Origin of the sequence: Bacteroides muris (ex Fokt et al. 2023), from assembly GCF_024704895.1 — a bacterium.
Classification (GTDB): Bacteria; Bacteroidota; Bacteroidia; order Bacteroidales; family Bacteroidaceae; genus Bacteroides; species Bacteroides muris.
On record NZ_JAMZEE010000018.1, the window covers coordinates 43167 to 60889 of the forward strand.

The window sequence follows — 17723 nt, forward strand, 5'->3', positions numbered from 1 at the left end:
TAAATCATTGTTTGAAAACCCTATTTACCATGAAACTTAAGAAACTTACTATTTACTGTTTGGCATTGTTTTGTGCCTTTTCTTCTCTTTACGCGCAATCTGGCAAGGAAGTTCAAAAGAAACGTAGCGGCAATCCGGTTTTCCCCGGTTGGTATGCCGACCCTGAGGGGGTAGTGCTGGACGGGAAATTCTGGATTTATCCTACATATTCCGCTCCTTATGATGAACAGACTTTTATGGATGCTTATTCTTCGCCCGACTTGGTGCATTGGACCAAGCATCCACGTGTGCTTTCAAAGGAAAATATCCCATGGCTGCGCCGTGCTTTGTGGGCGCCGGCTGTCATCGAGGCCAATGACCGCTATTATCTTTTCTTCGGAGGAAACGACATACAGAACAACTCTGAGATTGGCGGTATCGGGGTGGCTGTGGCAGACAATCCGGCAGGTCCTTTCAAAGATGTGCTGGGCAAGCCCTTGATTGATAAGATTGTGAATGGCGCACAGCCCATCGACCAGTTTGTGTTCCGCGATGACGACGGTACTTGCTATATGTATTATGGAGGATGGGGGCATTGCAACATCGTGAAATTGTCTCCCGATTTACTTGGCGTCGTTCCTTTTGATGATGGTACAGTCTATAAAGAAGTGACTCCTCAAGACTATGTGGAAGGCCCTTTCATGTTGAAACGTAACGGAAAGTATTACTTCATGTGGTCGGAAGGCGGTTGGGGAAGTCCCGACTACCGTGTGGCCTATGCCATTGCCGACTCTCCTTTCGGACCGTTCCATCGCGAAGGGACAATTCTTCAGCAAGATGCCGATGTAGCCACCGGTGCTGGACATCATTCTGTGGTGCGTGGAAAAGGCAAGGATGAATGGTACATCATTTACCATCGTCGCCCGTTGGGAGAGACGGCTGCAAACAGCCGTGCCACCTGCATTGACCGGATGTACTTTGACAAAAATGGAAAGATAAAACCGGTACGTATGACTTTCGAGGGAGTGAAAGCTACCAAAACTCCACTTGACTAATAGCAATTTTCAATTCAAATTAATATGAAGAAATATTTTTGGGGGTGAGTTGATATTGAAGTTGGTTAATGGAGGGAAGGTGGATTTATTGGATAGCATCGATTAAGATATGACATGAAGAACTTATATGTGGTTCGAATAAATAGAAAACTTGAAATAAAATGAAACGTATTGCTTTTTTGGATTATGTGCGCGTGTTTGCGTGTTTTTTGGTAATGCTGGTTCATGCCAGCGAGAATTTTTATGGAGCTGCCGGCTCTACGGACATGGCAGGACCGCAGTCCTTCCTTCAGAATGAGGCGGATAGATTGTGGGTATCAGTTTACGATGGCTTCTCCCGTATGTCCGTGCCTCTGTTCATGATTGTTTCGGCCTATCTGCTTGCACCGATGAAGAAAGGACAGAGTTGTTGGCAGTTTTATCGTAAACGTTTCCTGCGTATCATGCCGCCGTTTATCTTTTTTATGGTGCTGTACAGCACGTTGCCCATGTTGTGGGGGCAGATAGACGGAGAACAATCCCTGAACGACCTTTCACGTATCTGGCTGAACTTTCCTGCGCTTGCCGGGCACTTCTGGTTCATGTATCCGTTGATAAGCCTTTATCTGTTCATTCCGGTCATCTCACCGTGGCTGGAGAAGGTCTCGGCCAAGGAAGAATGTTTCTTCATCGGACTGTTCCTGGTTTCTACTTGTATACCTTTCCTCAACCGTTGGTTTGGCGAGGTGTGGGGACAGTGCTTCTGGAACGAATATCACATGTTATGGTATTTTTCGGGTTATTTGGGCTACCTTGTGCTGGCACATTATATCCGCGTGCATCTTGCCTGGGGGCGTTCCTTGCGTCTGAGGGTCGGTTTCCTGCTCATGCTGGCGGGCGCGGTGGCCACCATGTGGTCGTTCTATGTCCAGGCTGTTCCGGAAGTGGTTCATTCTACGCCGGTCATTGAGGTGGGATGGGCTTTCTGTACACTTAATTGCGTGGCGTTGACGGCAGGTACGTTTCTGTTGTTCAGCTGTATCGGCATTCCGCAGCCTCCGCGCATCATTGCCGAAATGTCGAAACTCAGCTACGGCATGTTCCTTATGCACATTTTCTGGCTCGGCTTGTGGGTGTCGGTGTTTAAGTCTGCATTGGGCTTGCCCACTGTAGCTGCCATTCCGGTTATAGCGATATGTACGTTTATCAGTTGTTTCGTGGCAACCAAGCTCATTTCGTTGATACCGGGCAGTAAGTGGATTGTCGGGTAAAGATGTTGATTACCAGTATTATGCGTGAATAGATTACTCATTCTTTTATTTCTTTCTTTCGGTTTGTCGGCTGGCTTTCGTACGGAAAAAGGTTGGAGGTGAAGGCTCAAGAACTGTCAATTGCCTGCCTCCAATTCCATAGCTAACGGCTGCATCGCTACTGCATAACGGCTGCATCGCTACTGCATAACGGCTGCATCGCTACTGCATAACGGCTGCATCGCTACTGCATAACGGTTGCAGTGCTACTGCATAGCGGTTGCAGTGCCACTGCATAGCAGTTGCAGCGCCACTGCAAACATAGTTGCAGCGCCACTGCAAAATGAATGCATTGTTTTTGCAGTGCTTATCTGTTGATTCATACATGGTTATGCTAAAAGAAAGAAATCTGCGATTAAAGACCGAAGCGCAGTCAAAAGAAGGCAGGAGCGTCTATGGAGTGCGATAGTGCGAAGAAAGGAGGTTTCACCGCAAAAGCCGATGAATAGGAGGGTTGAGGAAGAAGGTGAAGGTGATGGAGGATGAAAATACTCTCTCTTTAGCTGAAAAACTGTGTATTCTGCTTGAAAACGTGTACTTTTGCAAACTGTATGAATGAATGGCAGAATATGAACAAATCCGAAAAACGAGTATTAGTGGGAATGAGCGGAGGTATCGACAGTACCGCCACTTGCCTGATATTGAGGGAACAGGGCTATGAAATAGTCGGTCTCACTATGTGGGTGTGGGGAGACGAACCGGTAGAAGCCCGCAACCTTGCCGACAGTATGGGAATTGAACACCATGTGGCGGATGAGCGTGAGGCTTTCCGGCAGATTATCGTTCAGAACTTTATCGATGAGTATCGTCGGGGGCGTACTCCCAATCCTTGTGTGATGTGCAATCCGTTATTCAAGTTCCGTATCCTGGTGGAATGGGCCGACAAGCTGGGATGTACATTCATTGCTACCGGACACTACACCCGTCTGGAGGAACGGAACGGGAAGGTTTACATTGTTGCCGGGGATGATGACAAGAAAGACCAGTCCTATTTCCTGTGGCGACTGGGGCAGGAGGTGTTGAAACGGTGTGTCTTCCCGTTGGGAGCGTTCACCAAATTGCAGGTTCGCGAGTATCTTCGTGATAAAGGATATACGCTCAAGGCCGAAGAAGGGGAAAGCATGGAAGTCTGCTTCATCAAAGGAGACTACCGCGACTTCTTGCGCGAGCACTCTCCGGAGATAGACACTGAGGTGGGGCCGGGCTGGTTTGTCAATTCGGAAGGTGTCAAACTGGGCGAGCACAAAGGATTCCCTTACTACACTATCGGACAGAGGAAAGGCTTGGAGATAGCTTTGGGCAAACCCGCTTATGTGCTGAAAATCAATCCGCAGAAGAATACCGTGATGCTGGGCGACGCGGAACAATTGAAGACCGGATATATGCTGGCCGAACAAGAGAACCTGACGGATGAAGACGAATTCTTTAGCTCAGAAGAACTCACCGTGCGCATCCGATATCGCAGCAAACCTATTCCTTGCACCGTGAAGCGTCTGGAGGACGGGCGTCTGCTGGTGCACTTCTTGTCCGAAGCTTCTGCCATTGCTCCGGGACAGTCTGCCGTGTTTTATGTCGGCCGGCGTGTAGTCGGCGGCTCATTCATAGCTTCCCAACGGGGCATCGGAATGTATATTGCAGAAAATAATAAAAACACTGATATATGAGAAAAACCCTTTTCCTTCTACTTTTTACTTTGGCTGTTGTAAGTGCATCGGCCCAACAAGACACATTGAAGTATCGCATCAGTCTGACGGACAAGGCTGCCACTGCATTTTCGCTGGAGCATCCGGAAGCATTCCTTTCTGAAAAGGCCATCGAGCGTCGTCGCAAGCAGCACCTTCCGATAGATTCTACGGATTTGCCGGTGTGCCGTAAGTATATAGACGAAATCCGGCGTCAGGGTGTAAATATAGTGGTTACCGGTAAATGGGAGAACTTTGTTACGGTTTCATGCAACGACTCCTCTTTGATAGACCGCATTGCCGCGCTTCCTTTTGTGCGTACTGCGGAAAAGGTCTGGATGGCTCCCGAAGGTGACGGGCCGATGATGTCGACTCATCGTGATTCTTTGATAAACCGGCCGACTATGTATCCGGACAGTGTGTATGGGCTGGCCATTAATCAGATACAGTTGAGCAACGGTGATAAATTACATCGTGAAGGTTTCAAGGGACAAGGCATGACGATTGCCGTTATCGACGCTGGTTTCCACAATGCCGACAAGATAACCGCCATGCAGAACATCCGTGTCTTGGGAACCAAAGACTTTGTAAATCCACAGGCGGATATTTTCGCCGAGAGCAGCCACGGCATGATGGTGCTGTCTTGTATCGGCATGAACAGGCCCGGCATCATGACCGGTACGGCACCCGAAGCCTCCTTTTGGTTGCTGCGCAGCGAAGATGAGTATTCCGAGCATCTGGTGGAGCAGGATTATTGGGCCGCAGCGGTAGAGTTTGCCGACAGTGTGGGGGCGGATGTTCTCAATACCTCATTGGGCTATTATACTTTTGACGACAAATCAAAAGATTATAAGTTCCGTGATTTGAACGGACGGCATGCACTGATGTCCCGTCAGGCTTCGCGTGTGGCAGACAAAGGAATGGTGCTGGTATGCAGTGCCGGTAATTCCGGCATGGGTTCGTGGAAGAAAATCACGCCTCCAGGTGATGCCGACAATGTGCTGACCGTGGGTGCTATTGACAAGGAAGGTGTGTTGGCTCCTTTCTCGTCTATCGGGAATACGGCAGACCATCGGATAAAACCGGATATTGTGGCTGTCGGTCTGGGGGCTGATGTCATACGTACGGACGGCAATCAGGGAAAGGCAAACGGCACGTCGTTCTCTTCTCCCATCATGTGTGGCATGGTGACCTGTTTATGGCAGGCTTGTCCCGAACTCACGGCGAAGGAAGTGATAGAACTGGTACGACGTTCTGGTGACCGTACGGACTATCCTGATAATATCTACGGTTATGGTGTGCCTGACATGTGGAAAGCGTATAAGAGCCATAAGCAGTGAGTTTTAGTGAATAAACCGGAAATCATGGAAGCCCTTTCTTTATATGACTTGAATGCATTGGTGCGGCGCTGCATAGAGCAATGCCTGCCTGATGAGTTCTGGGTACAGGCAGAGTTGAGCGATGTACGTACCAACAGTACCGGACATTGCTACCTGGAATTCGTGCAGAAAGATGCCCATACCAACGGCCTGATAGCTAAAGCCAAGGGGATAATCTGGGCAAATGTGTTCCGCCTGTTGAAACCCTATTTTGAGGAAGCCACGGGGCAGGCGTTTGTTTCGGGCATCAAAGTGCTGGTGCAGGTCACTGTCAACTTCCATGAGCTTTATGGCTACAGCCTTACTGTGCAGGATATAGACCCTGCCTATACCTTAGGCGATATGGCGCGCCGCCGCCGGGAAATATTGAAGCAGCTTGAGGAAGAGGGAGTGCTTACCCTGAACAAAGAACTCGATATACCTTGCCTGCCGCAACGCATTGCCGTCATTTCTTCGCCCACAGCAGCCGGTTATGGTGATTTCTGTCATCAGCTGAAAAACAATTCCCGGGGCTTCTTCTTTTATACGGAACTGTTTCCTGCCCTGATGCAGGGCGACCGTGTGGAGGAGTCCGTTCTGTCTGCCCTCGACCGTGTGAATGCCCGCTTGTCCGAGTTCGATGTAGTGGTCATTATCCGTGGTGGAGGCGCTACGTCCGACTTGTCCGGTTTCGATACCTATCTGCTTGCTGCCGCTTGTGCACAGTTTCCGTTGCCCATCCTGACGGGTATCGGCCACGAACGGGACGACACGGTGCTCGATTCTGTGGCGCATACCCGTGTAAAGACCCCTACGGCTGCCGCGGAGTTCTTGATAGACCTCATGAACAATGCCGCCGATGAACTGGAAATGCTTGCTTCCCGCTTGCATGAGGGTGTCAGGAATCTGTTGCAACAGGAACAGCGTAAGCTCTTTAATTACAAGAACCGCATTCCTTCTGCCGCATACCGTCACATATCCGATGCGAAAATGGCTTTGCTGACTGTGCGGAAAGATGTAGTGCAAGCCGTCACCTCCTCTTTGTCCCGTCATCGCCATCGTCTGGAATTATTGCAGCAACGCTTGGCAGATGCTTCGCCGGAAAAGTTGCTGGCTCGCGGTTACAGCATTACGCTGAAAGATGGGAAAGTAGTGAAAAATGTCGGCTTGCTGAATGAAGGAGATGAAATCACCACTTTACTCCAAAAAGGGGAAGTAATCTCAATCGTAAATCGTAAATAATATGGTGTCCAAGAAAAAAGAAACCTACTCCGAAGCCATGGCGCGTTTGGAGAAAATTGTCAGCCAGATAGACAACAACGAACTGGAGATAGACATGCTTGCCGAAAAGATAAAGGAGGCAAACGGAATTATAGCATTTTGCAGCGATAAATTGACCAAAGCTGACAAGGAAATTGAAAAATTACTGTCGGAGAAGCGGGAGTCTGAAGAATAAAAGCTATTTTTGTTGCAAAATGTACGTAATAGAAGTAACTAATACTTTGAGATATGAAAGAACTTGATTGGGCTAATCTGCCGTTCGGATATATGAAGACAGATTACAATGTGAGAATTTATTATCGTAACGAACAATGGGGCGAACTGGAAGTTTGCAGCGAAGAAACCATTCCTATGCACATGGCTGCCACTTGTTTGCACTACGGTCAGGAAGCGTTCGAGGGTTTGAAGGCCTTTCGTGGCAAAGATGGTAAAGTGCGTATCTTCCGTTTGGAAGAGAATGCGGCCCGCCTGCAATCCACTTGCCGCGGCATCTTGATGCCGGAACTTTCTACAGAGCGTTTCAAAGAAGCTATTCTGAAGGTGGTGAAGCTGAACGAACGTTTCATCCCGCCTTATGAATCGGGGGCTTCTCTATATATTCGTCCGTTGCTGGTGGGTACCGGTGCACAAGTAGGCGTACATCCTGCCAATGAATATCTGTTTGTGGTGTTCGTGACTCCGGTAGGTCCTTATTTCAAGGGCGGATTCTCAACCAATCCATATGTCATTATCCGTGAATTTGACCGTGCTGCACCGTTGGGTACCGGTATCTATAAGGTAGGTGGTAATTACGCAGCCAGCTTGCGTGCCAACAAGAAAGCGCACGATTTGGGTTATGCCTGCGAGTTCTATCTGGATGCCAAAGAAAAGAAATACATGGACGAATGTGGTGCTGCCAACTTTTTCGGTATCAAGGACAATACGTATATTACTCCGAAATCCACCTCCATCTTGCCCTCCATCACCAACAAGAGCCTGATGCAGCTGGCAGAGGATATGGGTATGAAGGTAGAGCGCCGTCCGGTTCCCGAAGAAGAGTTGCTGACTTTCGAGGAAGCGGGGGCTTGCGGTACGGCTGCCGTTATCAGCCCCATCGAACGCATTGACGATGTGGAGAACGGTAAGTCGTACGTTATTTCCAAGGATGGAAAGCCGGGCCCGGTATGTACGAAACTCTACAATAAGCTGCGTGCTATCCAATATGGCGACGAACCCGATACTCACAGCTGGGTGACTATCGTTGAATAATTAGAGATTCTCTTGTGTCATCTGTATGCACTTCTGTTTTCGGGACATAGCATAATATATATAGAACCAAGTAATTATGGGAAAAAACAAGTTAGAGAAGTTTGCCGATATGGCGAGTTATCCGCATGTTTTCGAGTATCCGTACTCCGCGGTAGATGATGTGCCGTTTGACATGAAAGGGAACTGGCACAGAGAGTTTTTCAAGAACGACCATCCCATTGTTCTGGAACTGGGCTGTGGTAGGGGAGAATATACTGTCGGATTGGGACGTATGTTTCCCGACAAGAACTTCATCGGAGTGGATATAAAGGGGGCCCGTATGTGGACGGGAGCTACCGAGTCGCTGCAGTCAGGCATGAAGAATGTGGCCTTTCTGCGTACGAATATCGAAATCATCGACCGCTTTTTTGCCTCGGATGAGGTAAGTGAAATCTGGCTTACTTTCTCGGACCCGCAGATGAAGAAGGCTACAAAAAGGCTTACTTCCACATACTTCATGGAGCGCTACCGCAAGTTCCTGAAGAATGACGGCATTGTTCATCTGAAGACGGACAGCAACTTCATGTTTACCTATACCCGGTACATGATTGAAAGAAACGGGCTGCCGGTGGATGTGATGACGGAAGATTTGTACCACTCCGGCATGGCTGACGAGATACTTAGCATTAAGACCTATTACGAACAACAATGGCTGGATCGTGGCTTGAATATCAAGTATGCCAAGTTCCATCTTCCGCAAGCGGGAGAGTTGCAGGAGCCGGATGTGGAGATAGAGCTGGATGAGTATCGCAGTTATAACCGTAGCAAGCGTAGCGGACTGCAAACCAGCAAGTGAGCCTTTGACTTTAAATTCTTAATTTTTAATTAGAACAATGACATTATATCCAAAATTAATCCTTGACGCATTGGCGACAGTGCGTTATCCCGGTACCGGAAAGAATCTCGTTGAGGCTGAGATGGTGGCCGATAACATGCGGATTGACGGGATGAAGGTCAGCTTCTCGTTGATATTCGAGAAACCGACCGATCCCTTCGTGAAGTCAATGGTGAAAGCTGCTGAGACAGCTATACATACGTATGTTTCTCCGGAGGTGGAGGTTGTAATTACGACCGAAAGCCGTCAGGCGGCACGTCCGGAAGTGGGTAAGCTATTACCCCAGGTGAAGAATGTTATCGGAGTGTCTTCCGGGAAAGGTGGTGTAGGCAAGTCCACGGTTGCTGCCAACCTTGCCGTGTCTTTGGCAAAGTTGGGTTATAAGGTAGGTCTGCTGGATGCTGATATCTTTGGCCCTTCCGTTCCTAAGATGTTCCAAGTGGAAGATGCCCGTCCGGTGGCAGAGAACATTGGTGGACGTGACTTGATTGTTCCGATAGAGAAGTATGGTATTAAGCTGCTTTCCATCGGTTTCTTTGTAGATTCCGACCAAGCCACTTTGTGGCGGGGAGGTATGGCAAGCAATGCTTTGAAACAGTTGATTGGTGATGCCGACTGGGGAGAACTGGATTATTTTCTTATCGACCTTCCTCCTGGAACGAGCGACATTCATTTGACTGTGGTGCAGACTTTGGCACTGACAGGAGCTATCGTCGTCAGCACGCCGCAGGCTGTGGCGCTGGCAGATGCCCGCAAGGGTATCAATATGTTTACCAATGATAAGGTGAATGTACCCATTCTCGGTCTGGTAGAGAATATGGCTTGGTTCACGCCTGCCGAATTGCCTGAAAACAAGTATTACATCTTTGGAAAAGAAGGCGCAAAGAGACTGGCTGAGGAAATGAACGTACCCTTGCTGGGGCAGATACCTATTGTACAGAGCATCTGTGAGAGTGGTGATAAAGGCACTCCGGTTGCTTTGGACGAGAATACGGTAACCGGGCGTGCGTTCCTGCAACTGGCTGCTGCCGTAGTACGCCAGGTAGACCGCAGAAATATGGAAATGGCACCGACGCGGATTGTGGAAGTGCATAAATAGAGATGGATATTTTTCTTATAAAAAAAGGAGCAATTACCCAATGACGGGTAACTGCTCCTTTTTTCATAAGCTTGTTTAGAGAGAGAATTAGTTTATTTAGTTGGAGCAACAGTGGCATTCCGGACAGCAGGAATCTTCTCCGGTTTTTGCAGACGGAACATGATGGGGACTGTATATTTTACGTTTACAGCTTGCCCTCTTTGCATACCGGGCTTCCATTTGGGCATGACACTGACTATGCGTACGGCTTCTTTGTCCAACTCAGGGTCGACACCATGAAGTACTTTTGCATTGGCGATGCTGCCGTCCTTTTCCACCACGAATTGCACGATTACCCGCCCTTGTGTACCTTTCTTCATGGCTGCTTCCGGATACTTGATATTCTCGCGCAAATACTCCATCAGTGCCGACACGCCTCCGTCGGGAAACTCGGGCATGTGTTCCACTATCTCGAAAATACCATTCTCATCGGGAGCGGGTGCAGGTGGGGTGTACTGATGCTCATCCATGTTGATGGTGCATGTGTTTTCTCCTCGAGAAAGAAGGAAAATGAAGTTGTTTCCGGTTGGAGAGGTGGCATACATCGTGGCATGTTTCAGTCCGCTCATATCTAAGGTGATGTCAACCTTGCCGTCTTTTCCGGTCTTGAAGTTCAGTAGTTGTTCTGTCAGTTTGGTTTGTATTTTTACGTTCGGCACCACTTTCCCTTGCTTGTCTACTATAGTGACATGGAAGGTGGTTTCACCTTTCTGCTCCGGACTTATAATACTGAGGGGCAGCTCTTCTATTGCCGTTAGGGCGGGAATCCATATCTCGGAATTCCGTGCCACGGTTTCGATATTGCTGACAATCAAAAGTAAGGCCGCTAAAGGAAGAAACATCAGATATTTGGTTCTTCCTATTTCTTTGGTTCTCTTTTTGTTCATCATCTTGATGCGTTTTTTTAGAGGTAAAACATTGAAACTGTTATAGATAGTTGCTGCAGCCTTTTGATGTGACAATCCTAGCAGATGGTACTGGTAGGTTTTGGAGTCATAGCCGTTCTCCAATACGCGGGCATCGGCCATATATTCCAGATTGGTACGGATTTCCCGTTTCATGAGCCAGGCAAAGGGATTGCACCAGCAGAAAATGCACACCAGTTCACTGATGATGACATCAATGGAGTGCCATTGTCGGGCGTGTGTCTGCTCATGGGTCAATATTTCGTTGAATTCCTCTTCCGTATGCGAGGACGGATGGATAAAAATCCAGTGGAAGAAGGAGAAAGGCCCGTCTGCTTTGGGAAGCAGGTGTATGCTTGTATTGCCTATTTGTATCTTGCGGCATCGGCATGCCAGGTGGATGATGCCCGCCAGTTGCATGATGAGGCGTATCATCAGCAATGCCACCATTCCCCAATAGGCGATATTGGCATATTCTGAAAGGATGCTTTTCCAGTCGGCAGGAGCCGAAGCGGCATCTGCGGTGAGTTCCGGTAGTACGACGCTGGCATAGAGGTTTGCCATGGCTGCTGTCGGTGCCTGCTCCATAATCCACGTTTGTATGTTCAGCAGAGGTACGGTGGCGGAAACGGCAAAGAAACAGAGCAATGCGGTTCGGTGCCAGCCGAAAAACGTGTCTTTGTAGAAGAACAGCCGATAGAATGCATAGAACAGCACTATCGCTACATTCACTTTCAGAAAATAGGCTACCATGTTACTCCTTTCCTTTCTCTATCATATCTATAATGTCTTTCAGGTCATTGGCCGAAATCTTCTGCTCTTTGGCGAAGAACGAAACCATTTCCTTATAGGAATTCTCAAAGTAGTTGCGCACAAAACCGCTCATAAAGCTACGTTTGTATTCGCTTTCGCGTATGAGCGGAGTGTATTGGTAGGTGTTGCCTACGCGTGCGGCACGGATATACTGCTTGCGCTCCAGATTTTTCACAATAGATGCTACGGTGGTGTAGGGAGGCGCCGGTTTGGGATATTTGGCAACAATCTCTTTTACGAAGCAACTGCCCAGTTCCCAAATGTACAACATTGCTTCTTCTTCTTGTATCGTTAACTTTTCCATGGATAAAGTATTTAAATGAATTCAATGCAAATCTACGAATATTTCGTAAACGTGCAAATGATAATGTGTTAAATGATATAAAAGATCTCATACCTTGACTGGAATGGCTTCTTTCGCCGATTTTCGGTTTTATTGGAAAATCCGTGTCCGCAAGAAGTGTGCAGATTGTGCGCACCGCGCGAACAATACAAGTATAACATAGGACGGAAACGGCCGATTAGCATCTGATAACCATAATCGGGATGGTTCGTTAAAAATCAGACCTCGTTTTAACACCAATCCCTAGAAACGAGGGCAAAGCGAGAGTAAAACAGTGGTTTTCGGGAAGAAATTATGATAAAATAGTTGACATCATTTAATCGGTTTTCGTGAACCCTTTTTTTTAGAGCAGGCAGGCCTTGTGGGCAGAAGCGCGCAGGGAGCCGCGGGACTGGAAGCGTTTTTTTATGATAAGTTTCTTTATAATAATAAATTTCCCTATTTTTGCCTAAAAATCTGTATAGCAACGATAATTTACCATAAAACGATATATGCTCCTTCGGAATAAAATGACTGATATGGATGAACATGCTTTCAAACGCTTTGTCGAATCATATACCAGTGATTTGCTTTATTATGCACAATATATCGTTCGTTCCAAAGAAGAAGCCGAAGAGATAGTGAGTGATGTTTTTGTTACAGTCTGGCAGAACAGGAATAAGATAAGAGAAATAGAGCATGTAAAAGCCTGGTTGTTGACTATTACCCATAACCAGGCTGTATCTTATCTACGCAAGAAAAAACATGCCGTCTCCTCCGTCACATGGGAGGAGATTGGCGAAAATGCCATTCCTGCAGACTTGCAGACCCCCGACGAACGGCTCATCAGTCAAGAAGAAATGAGCCGGATAAACCATGCCATCCATACCCTTCCTCCAAGATGCCGGCAGGTCTTCGTGCTGGCCAAGATAGAAAAACTGCTTTATAAAGATATTGCCGGGCTTTTGGGAATATCTGTCAAAACAATTAATATCCACATTGCCAGTGCTTTGGAAAGAATATCCGAGGCCATGGAAAAATAATTTCAAAAAAAAACGCTTTTCATATAGGAGATTTTGAAATGAATTGCGTCATCTTATAAGATATGGAAGATAACAGAAAAGAAAAAAGAGACAAATACGAATTGTGGGCCTCCCTCTTGGAGGGGCAATCCGTCTTTTCCAGCGAGAATCTTTCCCAATCGGACGAGGAATTGCAGAAATTGAGTTTCTTGTGGAACCAATGCGATCCTCCCCAGACGGATTCCGGAGAAATCTGGGAGAAGACCCTTCGGAAAATAAAGGCGGAAGAAGAGGCGAAGGCAACGGCTTCTGCCAAAAAGAAGTCGGCTCTGATGCTGATTTGCGGTCTGGCGGCTGCATCTGTGGCATTGCTGTTCGGTTTTGTCCGTTTTCTCGACCGGGCAGACAGGGTGGAAGACCAAAAGACCAGGATGGAACAGTTCATGCTGGCCAATGCAGACAAAGAGGAGGTGAAAGAGGTGACATTGGTCGTCTCTGATAAAAAGAAGATAGAGATTGTGAACAATGCCCAAGTGGCCTACACCCCGACCGGGCAAGTGAATGTCAACGCTTCCAAGCTGGAGGAAGCAGTCGCTTCGGAAGGAACCGCAAGTGACGGAGATGCTAAAGATGCCTACAACCAGATGATTGTGCCGAAAGGACGTCGCTCTATGATTGTGCTTGCCGACAACAGCAAGATTTGGGTGAACTCCGGCAGTAAGGTGATTTATCCTCGCACATTCGGAGAAGGGAAGCGTGAGATATTCGTAGAAGGCGAAGTTTATCTGAAGGTGGCGCGTGATGAGGCAAGGCCTTTTGTAGTGAATACTTCTGCGTTCGAGGTCGAGGTGTTGGGGACATCTTTCAATGTCTCTGCGCCCAAGGGCGGTGCTCGGGCTGATGTGGTGCTGGTAGATGGGGCGGTGGATGTAAAAGACCGTCAGGAAAGACATATAAGGATGAAACCTGACGAACGTGTGGAACTGGACGAGTTGGGCATCTCGAAGATAGAAACTGTGAATGCGCGGGATTATATCCATTGGATAGACGGGGTGTGGATGCTGGACGGAAAGCCGCTGAAAGAAGTAGTCCGATATCTGACGGAGTATTACGGGCAGTCTGTCTGCTGCACGTCTGCGGTGGCCGACAAGCCTTTTTATGGAAAACTGTTTCTGAATGAAGAACTGGACGAAGTGCTGGAGGCAATCAGACAGACACTGCCTATGGAGCCGTCTGCCCGAAAGAATGCTGTTTATGTAGAATAAATGAAAATGTAGTGTTAACCTTATTAATTAAATTGTTTGGAATGAATAAAAAAAGAAAGTAGAACCGTTTTTTGGGTACAAAAGCGGCCGGACAGTACTCCCAATACCAGCCGGCCGAAAGTGATTTTAATCAAAGTTATTTTTAGTAATCAAAATCAATACGAAAGTATGAAAAAGAAGACAACTTATGGTCGGATAAAGAGATGTTTTATATCTATTTATCTATTAGTTAGTGTTTTTTTAGTAGCGGAGGGCTATTGTTCTCCCCTTTATGCCGCAGATAATCGCGGCACAGAGAACGAACAGCGGGCGACTGCTGCTCGAACAGTGAAAGAAGTGTTCGGTTTCATCGAACAGAACAGCAACTTTGTCTTTCTGTATTCCAAGGATGTGAAGTCCGAACTGGAGAAGAAGATTTCCATGAACATCAGTGGAAAGAAAACGGAAGAGATATTGAAAGAACTCTCTTCTGCCACCGGTCTGGATTTTAAAATCAACGACCGTCAGATAACAGTGGCTAGAAAGGCTTCCGAGCCCCGGCCGCAAGCCGTGAACCAGGAAATCAAGGTGACCGGACAGGTGTTCGACGATCTGGGAGAAACTGTTCCGGGAGCGAACGTTACTTTGAAAGGTAATTCCACAGTGGGTACGGTGACCGACCTGGACGGTAACTTTACGCTAAGTGTTCCTCAAGGCTCCACGCTGGTGGTGTCGTTCATCGGTTATGCACCGTATGAATATGTGGTAAAGGGAACGGAAAAGGTGGTCATAAAGCTGGCTCCCGACTCTCAGGCATTGGACGAGGTTGTGGTAGTAGGTTACGGTATGCAACGTAAAAGCTCTATCACGGGTGCCATCGCTTCGGTGAAGTCCGACAAATTGAAGGATGTGACTACTCCCAGTGTAGCCAACATGCTTCAAGGTAAAGTGGCTGGTGTGGTGGTTACGCCTACTTCCGGTCAGCCGGGTGCGGGAGTAAGTATCCGCGTGCGTGGTATCGGGTCTATCCGTGGTAAGCAGGAACCTCTGTGGGTAATTGACGGTGTAGTGGGCGATGCGCTTGCCGACCTCAACCCGAACGACATCGAGAGTATTTCCATCTTGAAAGACGGTTCGGCCACAGCCCTTTACGGTTCTCGTGGTGCCAATGGTGTTGTGCAGGTCACTACCAAACGTGCCACTACTGGTACTTCGCAAATCAGCGCTTCCGCCAAGTTCAGTATCTCTCAGTTGCAGAAAGGCCACTTGGAAATGATGAACGGAGCCGAATATTATGATTATCTGGTTACCGCCTATACCAATGCGGGTACGTTGGCCGACCAGCACTCGCTCCAGCCCTATCTGAAAGACCGGAATTTCGATTGGTGGGACTATGCGACGCAAAACGCCCTCACTCAAAACTATAATGTGGCGTATAAATACGGTAACGACAAAATCAAGTCCTATATTTCCGGTGACTACTATACCGAAGATGGTGCCATCAAGGGATATGATTACGACCGCTTCACGCTGCGCTCCAATACCGATTATGTGGTTAACAACCGCTTGACCTTGAAAGCCAAGCTGGCTGTCAGCTATCGTGAGATTTTCGATCAGCAGATGCCGTTGAACTATACCAGCTATACACCGTGGGATACTCCTTACGACTCTCAAGGTAACTTGAAGACCGGAAAAGAGGGACGTCCTACAAAAGAAGATGCTCCTACCGCCGATCCGCGCGACTACTGGTATTCGGACGGTAACTACAACAACATCTATAACAATCAGCTGAATTGGTCGAAGAGTAGAAAGAACGCGATGGATATCGGTTTCGGCTTTGACTACAAACTGTTTGACTTCCTTACTTTCGAATCGAACAATAAAATCGGTTTCAGCAATAGCTTCGGTGAGTCTTATACCGACCCGAAAGCAATCGGACAAGAAACTTTGCAAGGTACAATCTACAACTCTACAGTCAACACAAGAGTAATTTTCGCCAATCAGATGCTGCGTCTTCTGAAAACTTTTGCCGACAAGCACGAAATCAATGCCTACATGTTCTATGAATACAACGAAAGACGCTATTATGACAATACGGGTCAGGCTTCCAAAATGTATCAGGGTAATGAGATTCTGAGCGGTGGTGCTTCCAATCCTAAAGTATCGGGCACTAAGACCGAGGAAAGGGATGCCGCATACCTGTTCAATGGAAACTACTCTTATGACAACAAGTATCTTTTCCAGGTGATGTTCCGTGTGGACGGCTCTTCACGTTTCGGCGCCAACAAGCGTTGGGCTCCTTTCTGGTCTATCGGTGGCGGTTGGAACATGCACGAGGAGGAATTTATCCAGAAACTAGGTTTCATCAACCAGTTGAAACCCCGTATCTCGTATGGTATTACCGGTAACCAGCCGGGTGGTGCATACGAATGGGTGACAAAGTTGAGCACTACATCCGAATATGGCAGCAACGTAGCTTTGTACTCTAACTATGCAGGAAACCCGGACCTTTCTTGGGAGGAAACTGCTTCTCTGGACTTCGGTCTTGACATCCGTTTGTTCGATCGCGTGAACATTGTGTTCGATGCCTACTCCAAGAAGGTGAAGAACCTGATTTACTTGAAGCACTTGCCCGCAGTGACAGGTTACAACCGTCAGACGGCCAACAACGGTAAGCTGGAAAACAAGGGTTTTGAAATCACTGTGTCTCCCGAGATTATCAAGACCAAAGACTGGTACTGGGATATGTCCTTCAACTTGGGTTATAACAAAAACAAGATTACCCAACTGCCCGATGGCAATGAATATACATCGCAGGCTGTAGCGGTGGGCTATCCTTACATGAACTGGTATCTGCCGGAATGGGCAGGTGTAGATGCCATGACCGGACGCCCTTTATGGTTTGTGACCAACGAAGAGACCGGCGAGAAGACGGTGACGGGCAATTACAGCAAGGCGAACTCTGTATTGCTGGATGCCTCTCCTACTCCGAAGTTCAACGGTGCCATCGGAACTTCTTTGTCGTGGAAAGGACTCTCCCTGAATGCCAATTTCGTATTTAGTGCGGGAGCCAAGATTTACAACGGCATGCGTGCGGGTGCACTCGACCGTGATGCCGGTCGTCCTTCTCAACCGCCTATGAAACTGGCCGACGGATGGAACCGTTGGGAGAAACCGGGCGACAAGGCCACACATCCGCAACTGATAGCCGGTGGAAATAACGGTGCCGACCAAACATCCACACGTTATCTGGAGAACGGTGACTTCTTTAAGCTGAAATCTCTGACATTGGCCTATAGTTTGCCGAAAGGATGGCTGAAACCACTGGGGCTGACTTCTGCCAACATCAGTGTGGGAGGTGAAAACCTGTTCACCATCACCAAATACTCGGGACAAGACCCGGAAATCCTGTTCTCTTCCAGTTACAACGGATCGGCCGGCAGTCTGGGTTATCCTACCGTAAGACGTTTTACCGTAGGTCTGAATGTTAATTTTTAATTGAATATCAAGAAG

General features: G+C 47.8%; 14 protein-coding genes. 12 read left to right on the forward strand and 2 right to left on the reverse strand.

The features are described from left to right. Positions 1-29: 29 nt before the first annotated feature. The 9 genes from M1B78_RS09210 to M1B78_RS09250 all read left to right on the forward strand — a co-directional run bounded on the left by M1B78_RS09210 (position 30) and on the right by M1B78_RS09250 (position 9865). On the forward strand, positions 30-1034 hold the full coding sequence (locus tag M1B78_RS09210) for a glycoside hydrolase family 43 protein (protein ID WP_136010344.1): 1005 nt from the start codon (positions 30-32) through the stop codon (positions 1032-1034). Positions 1035-1195: 161 nt separating this feature from the next. After that, on the forward strand, positions 1196-2284 hold the full coding sequence (locus M1B78_RS09215; RefSeq protein ID WP_257940487.1) for an acyltransferase: 1089 nt from the start codon (positions 1196-1198) through the stop codon (positions 2282-2284). Between the two features lie 608 nt (positions 2285-2892). Next, positions 2893-3987: a tRNA 2-thiouridine(34) synthase MnmA gene (mnmA, locus tag M1B78_RS09220; protein ID WP_136010346.1), complete on the forward strand. Its 1095-nt coding sequence runs from the start codon at positions 2893-2895 to the stop codon at positions 3985-3987. After that, positions 3984-5345 (forward strand): S8 family peptidase, encoded by a 1362-nt coding sequence (locus tag M1B78_RS09225; protein ID WP_257940488.1) that lies wholly within the window; start codon positions 3984-3986, stop codon positions 5343-5345. Before mnmA ends, M1B78_RS09225 begins: the two co-directional genes overlap by 4 nt. 24 nt (positions 5346-5369) lie before the next feature. Continuing rightward, positions 5370-6605 carry an exodeoxyribonuclease VII large subunit gene (gene xseA, locus M1B78_RS09230; RefSeq protein ID WP_257940506.1) on the forward strand — a complete coding sequence of 412 codons (1236 nt, stop codon included), beginning with the start codon at positions 5370-5372 and terminating at the stop codon, positions 6603-6605. Position 6606: 1 nt separating this feature from the next. After that, a complete protein-coding gene (gene xseB, locus M1B78_RS09235; protein WP_257930875.1) occupies positions 6607-6819 on the forward strand; it encodes an exodeoxyribonuclease VII small subunit in 213 nt (70 codons plus the stop codon). A 53-nt stretch (positions 6820-6872) separates the two neighbouring features. After that, positions 6873-7892, forward strand: coding sequence for a branched-chain amino acid aminotransferase (locus M1B78_RS09240; protein WP_176469494.1), 1020 nt, complete (start codon positions 6873-6875; stop codon positions 7890-7892). A 76-nt stretch (positions 7893-7968) separates the two neighbouring features. Continuing rightward, positions 7969-8727 (forward strand): tRNA (guanosine(46)-N7)-methyltransferase TrmB, encoded by a 759-nt coding sequence (gene trmB / locus M1B78_RS09245; RefSeq protein WP_136010350.1) that lies wholly within the window; start codon positions 7969-7971, stop codon positions 8725-8727. Between the two features lie 37 nt (positions 8728-8764). Further along, the gene (locus M1B78_RS09250) at positions 8765-9865 is read left to right on the forward strand and encodes an Mrp/NBP35 family ATP-binding protein (protein ID WP_257940489.1); all 1101 of its coding nucleotides are present in this window, start codon (positions 8765-8767) and stop codon (positions 9863-9865) included. 92 nt (positions 9866-9957) lie between these two features. Here the strand turns inward: M1B78_RS09250 and M1B78_RS09255 are convergent, their stop codons facing one another. Together M1B78_RS09255 and M1B78_RS09260 are read right to left on the reverse strand one after the other, a co-directional pair. Then, positions 9958-11562: a M56 family metallopeptidase gene (locus M1B78_RS09255; protein WP_257940490.1), complete on the reverse strand. Its 1605-nt coding sequence runs from the start codon at positions 11560-11562 to the stop codon at positions 9958-9960. Position 11563: 1 nt separating this feature from the next. Then, entirely contained in the window at positions 11564-11926 is a 363-nt protein-coding gene (locus M1B78_RS09260; protein ID WP_257930879.1) for a BlaI/MecI/CopY family transcriptional regulator, read from the reverse strand. Between the two features lie 557 nt (positions 11927-12483). Between M1B78_RS09260 and M1B78_RS09265 the strand changes: the two genes are divergently transcribed. The 3 genes from M1B78_RS09265 to M1B78_RS09275 all read left to right on the forward strand — a co-directional run bounded on the left by M1B78_RS09265 (position 12484) and on the right by M1B78_RS09275 (position 17708). Then, positions 12484-12987, forward strand: a complete 504-nt coding sequence (locus M1B78_RS09265; RefSeq protein ID WP_430732567.1) for an RNA polymerase sigma factor — start codon at positions 12484-12486, stop codon at positions 12985-12987. 62 nt (positions 12988-13049) lie between these two features. Continuing rightward, positions 13050-14231, forward strand: a complete 1182-nt coding sequence (locus M1B78_RS09270) for a FecR family protein (RefSeq protein ID WP_257940492.1) — start codon at positions 13050-13052, stop codon at positions 14229-14231. Between the two features lie 168 nt (positions 14232-14399). Further along, on the forward strand, positions 14400-17708 hold the full coding sequence (locus M1B78_RS09275; RefSeq protein WP_257940493.1) for a TonB-dependent receptor: 3309 nt from the start codon (positions 14400-14402) through the stop codon (positions 17706-17708). The last annotated feature ends 15 nt before the right edge of the window (positions 17709-17723 follow it).

Bases quoted from the DNA above. Each gene is read 5' to 3' on its own strand.
- M1B78_RS09260 (WP_257930879.1), bottom strand. From the start codon at position 11,926: ATGGAAAAGTTAACGATACAAGAAGAAGAAGCAATGTTGTACATTTGG.
- M1B78_RS09275 (WP_257940493.1), top strand. From the start codon at position 14,400: ATGAAAAAGAAGACAACTTATGGTCGGATAAAGAGATGTTTTATATCT.
- M1B78_RS09215 (WP_257940487.1), top strand. From the start codon at position 1,196: ATGAAACGTATTGCTTTTTTGGATTATGTGCGCGTGTTTGCGTGTTTT.
- M1B78_RS09210 (WP_136010344.1), top strand. From the start codon at position 30: ATGAAACTTAAGAAACTTACTATTTACTGTTTGGCATTGTTTTGTGCC.
- trmB (WP_136010350.1), top strand. From the start codon at position 7,969: ATGGGAAAAAACAAGTTAGAGAAGTTTGCCGATATGGCGAGTTATCCG.
- M1B78_RS09240 (WP_176469494.1), top strand. From the start codon at position 6,873: ATGAAAGAACTTGATTGGGCTAATCTGCCGTTCGGATATATGAAGACA.
- M1B78_RS09270 (WP_257940492.1), top strand. From the start codon at position 13,050: ATGGAAGATAACAGAAAAGAAAAAAGAGACAAATACGAATTGTGGGCC.
- xseA (WP_257940506.1), top strand. From the start codon at position 5,370: ATGGAAGCCCTTTCTTTATATGACTTGAATGCATTGGTGCGGCGCTGC.
- M1B78_RS09265 (WP_430732567.1), top strand. From the start codon at position 12,484: ATGGATGAACATGCTTTCAAACGCTTTGTCGAATCATATACCAGTGAT.
- xseB (WP_257930875.1), top strand. From the start codon at position 6,607: ATGGTGTCCAAGAAAAAAGAAACCTACTCCGAAGCCATGGCGCGTTTG.
- M1B78_RS09255 (WP_257940490.1), bottom strand. From the start codon at position 11,562: ATGGTAGCCTATTTTCTGAAAGTGAATGTAGCGATAGTGCTGTTCTAT.
- M1B78_RS09225 (WP_257940488.1), top strand. From the start codon at position 3,984: ATGAGAAAAACCCTTTTCCTTCTACTTTTTACTTTGGCTGTTGTAAGT.
- M1B78_RS09250 (WP_257940489.1), top strand. From the start codon at position 8,765: ATGACATTATATCCAAAATTAATCCTTGACGCATTGGCGACAGTGCGT.
- mnmA (WP_136010346.1), top strand. From the start codon at position 2,893: ATGAACAAATCCGAAAAACGAGTATTAGTGGGAATGAGCGGAGGTATC.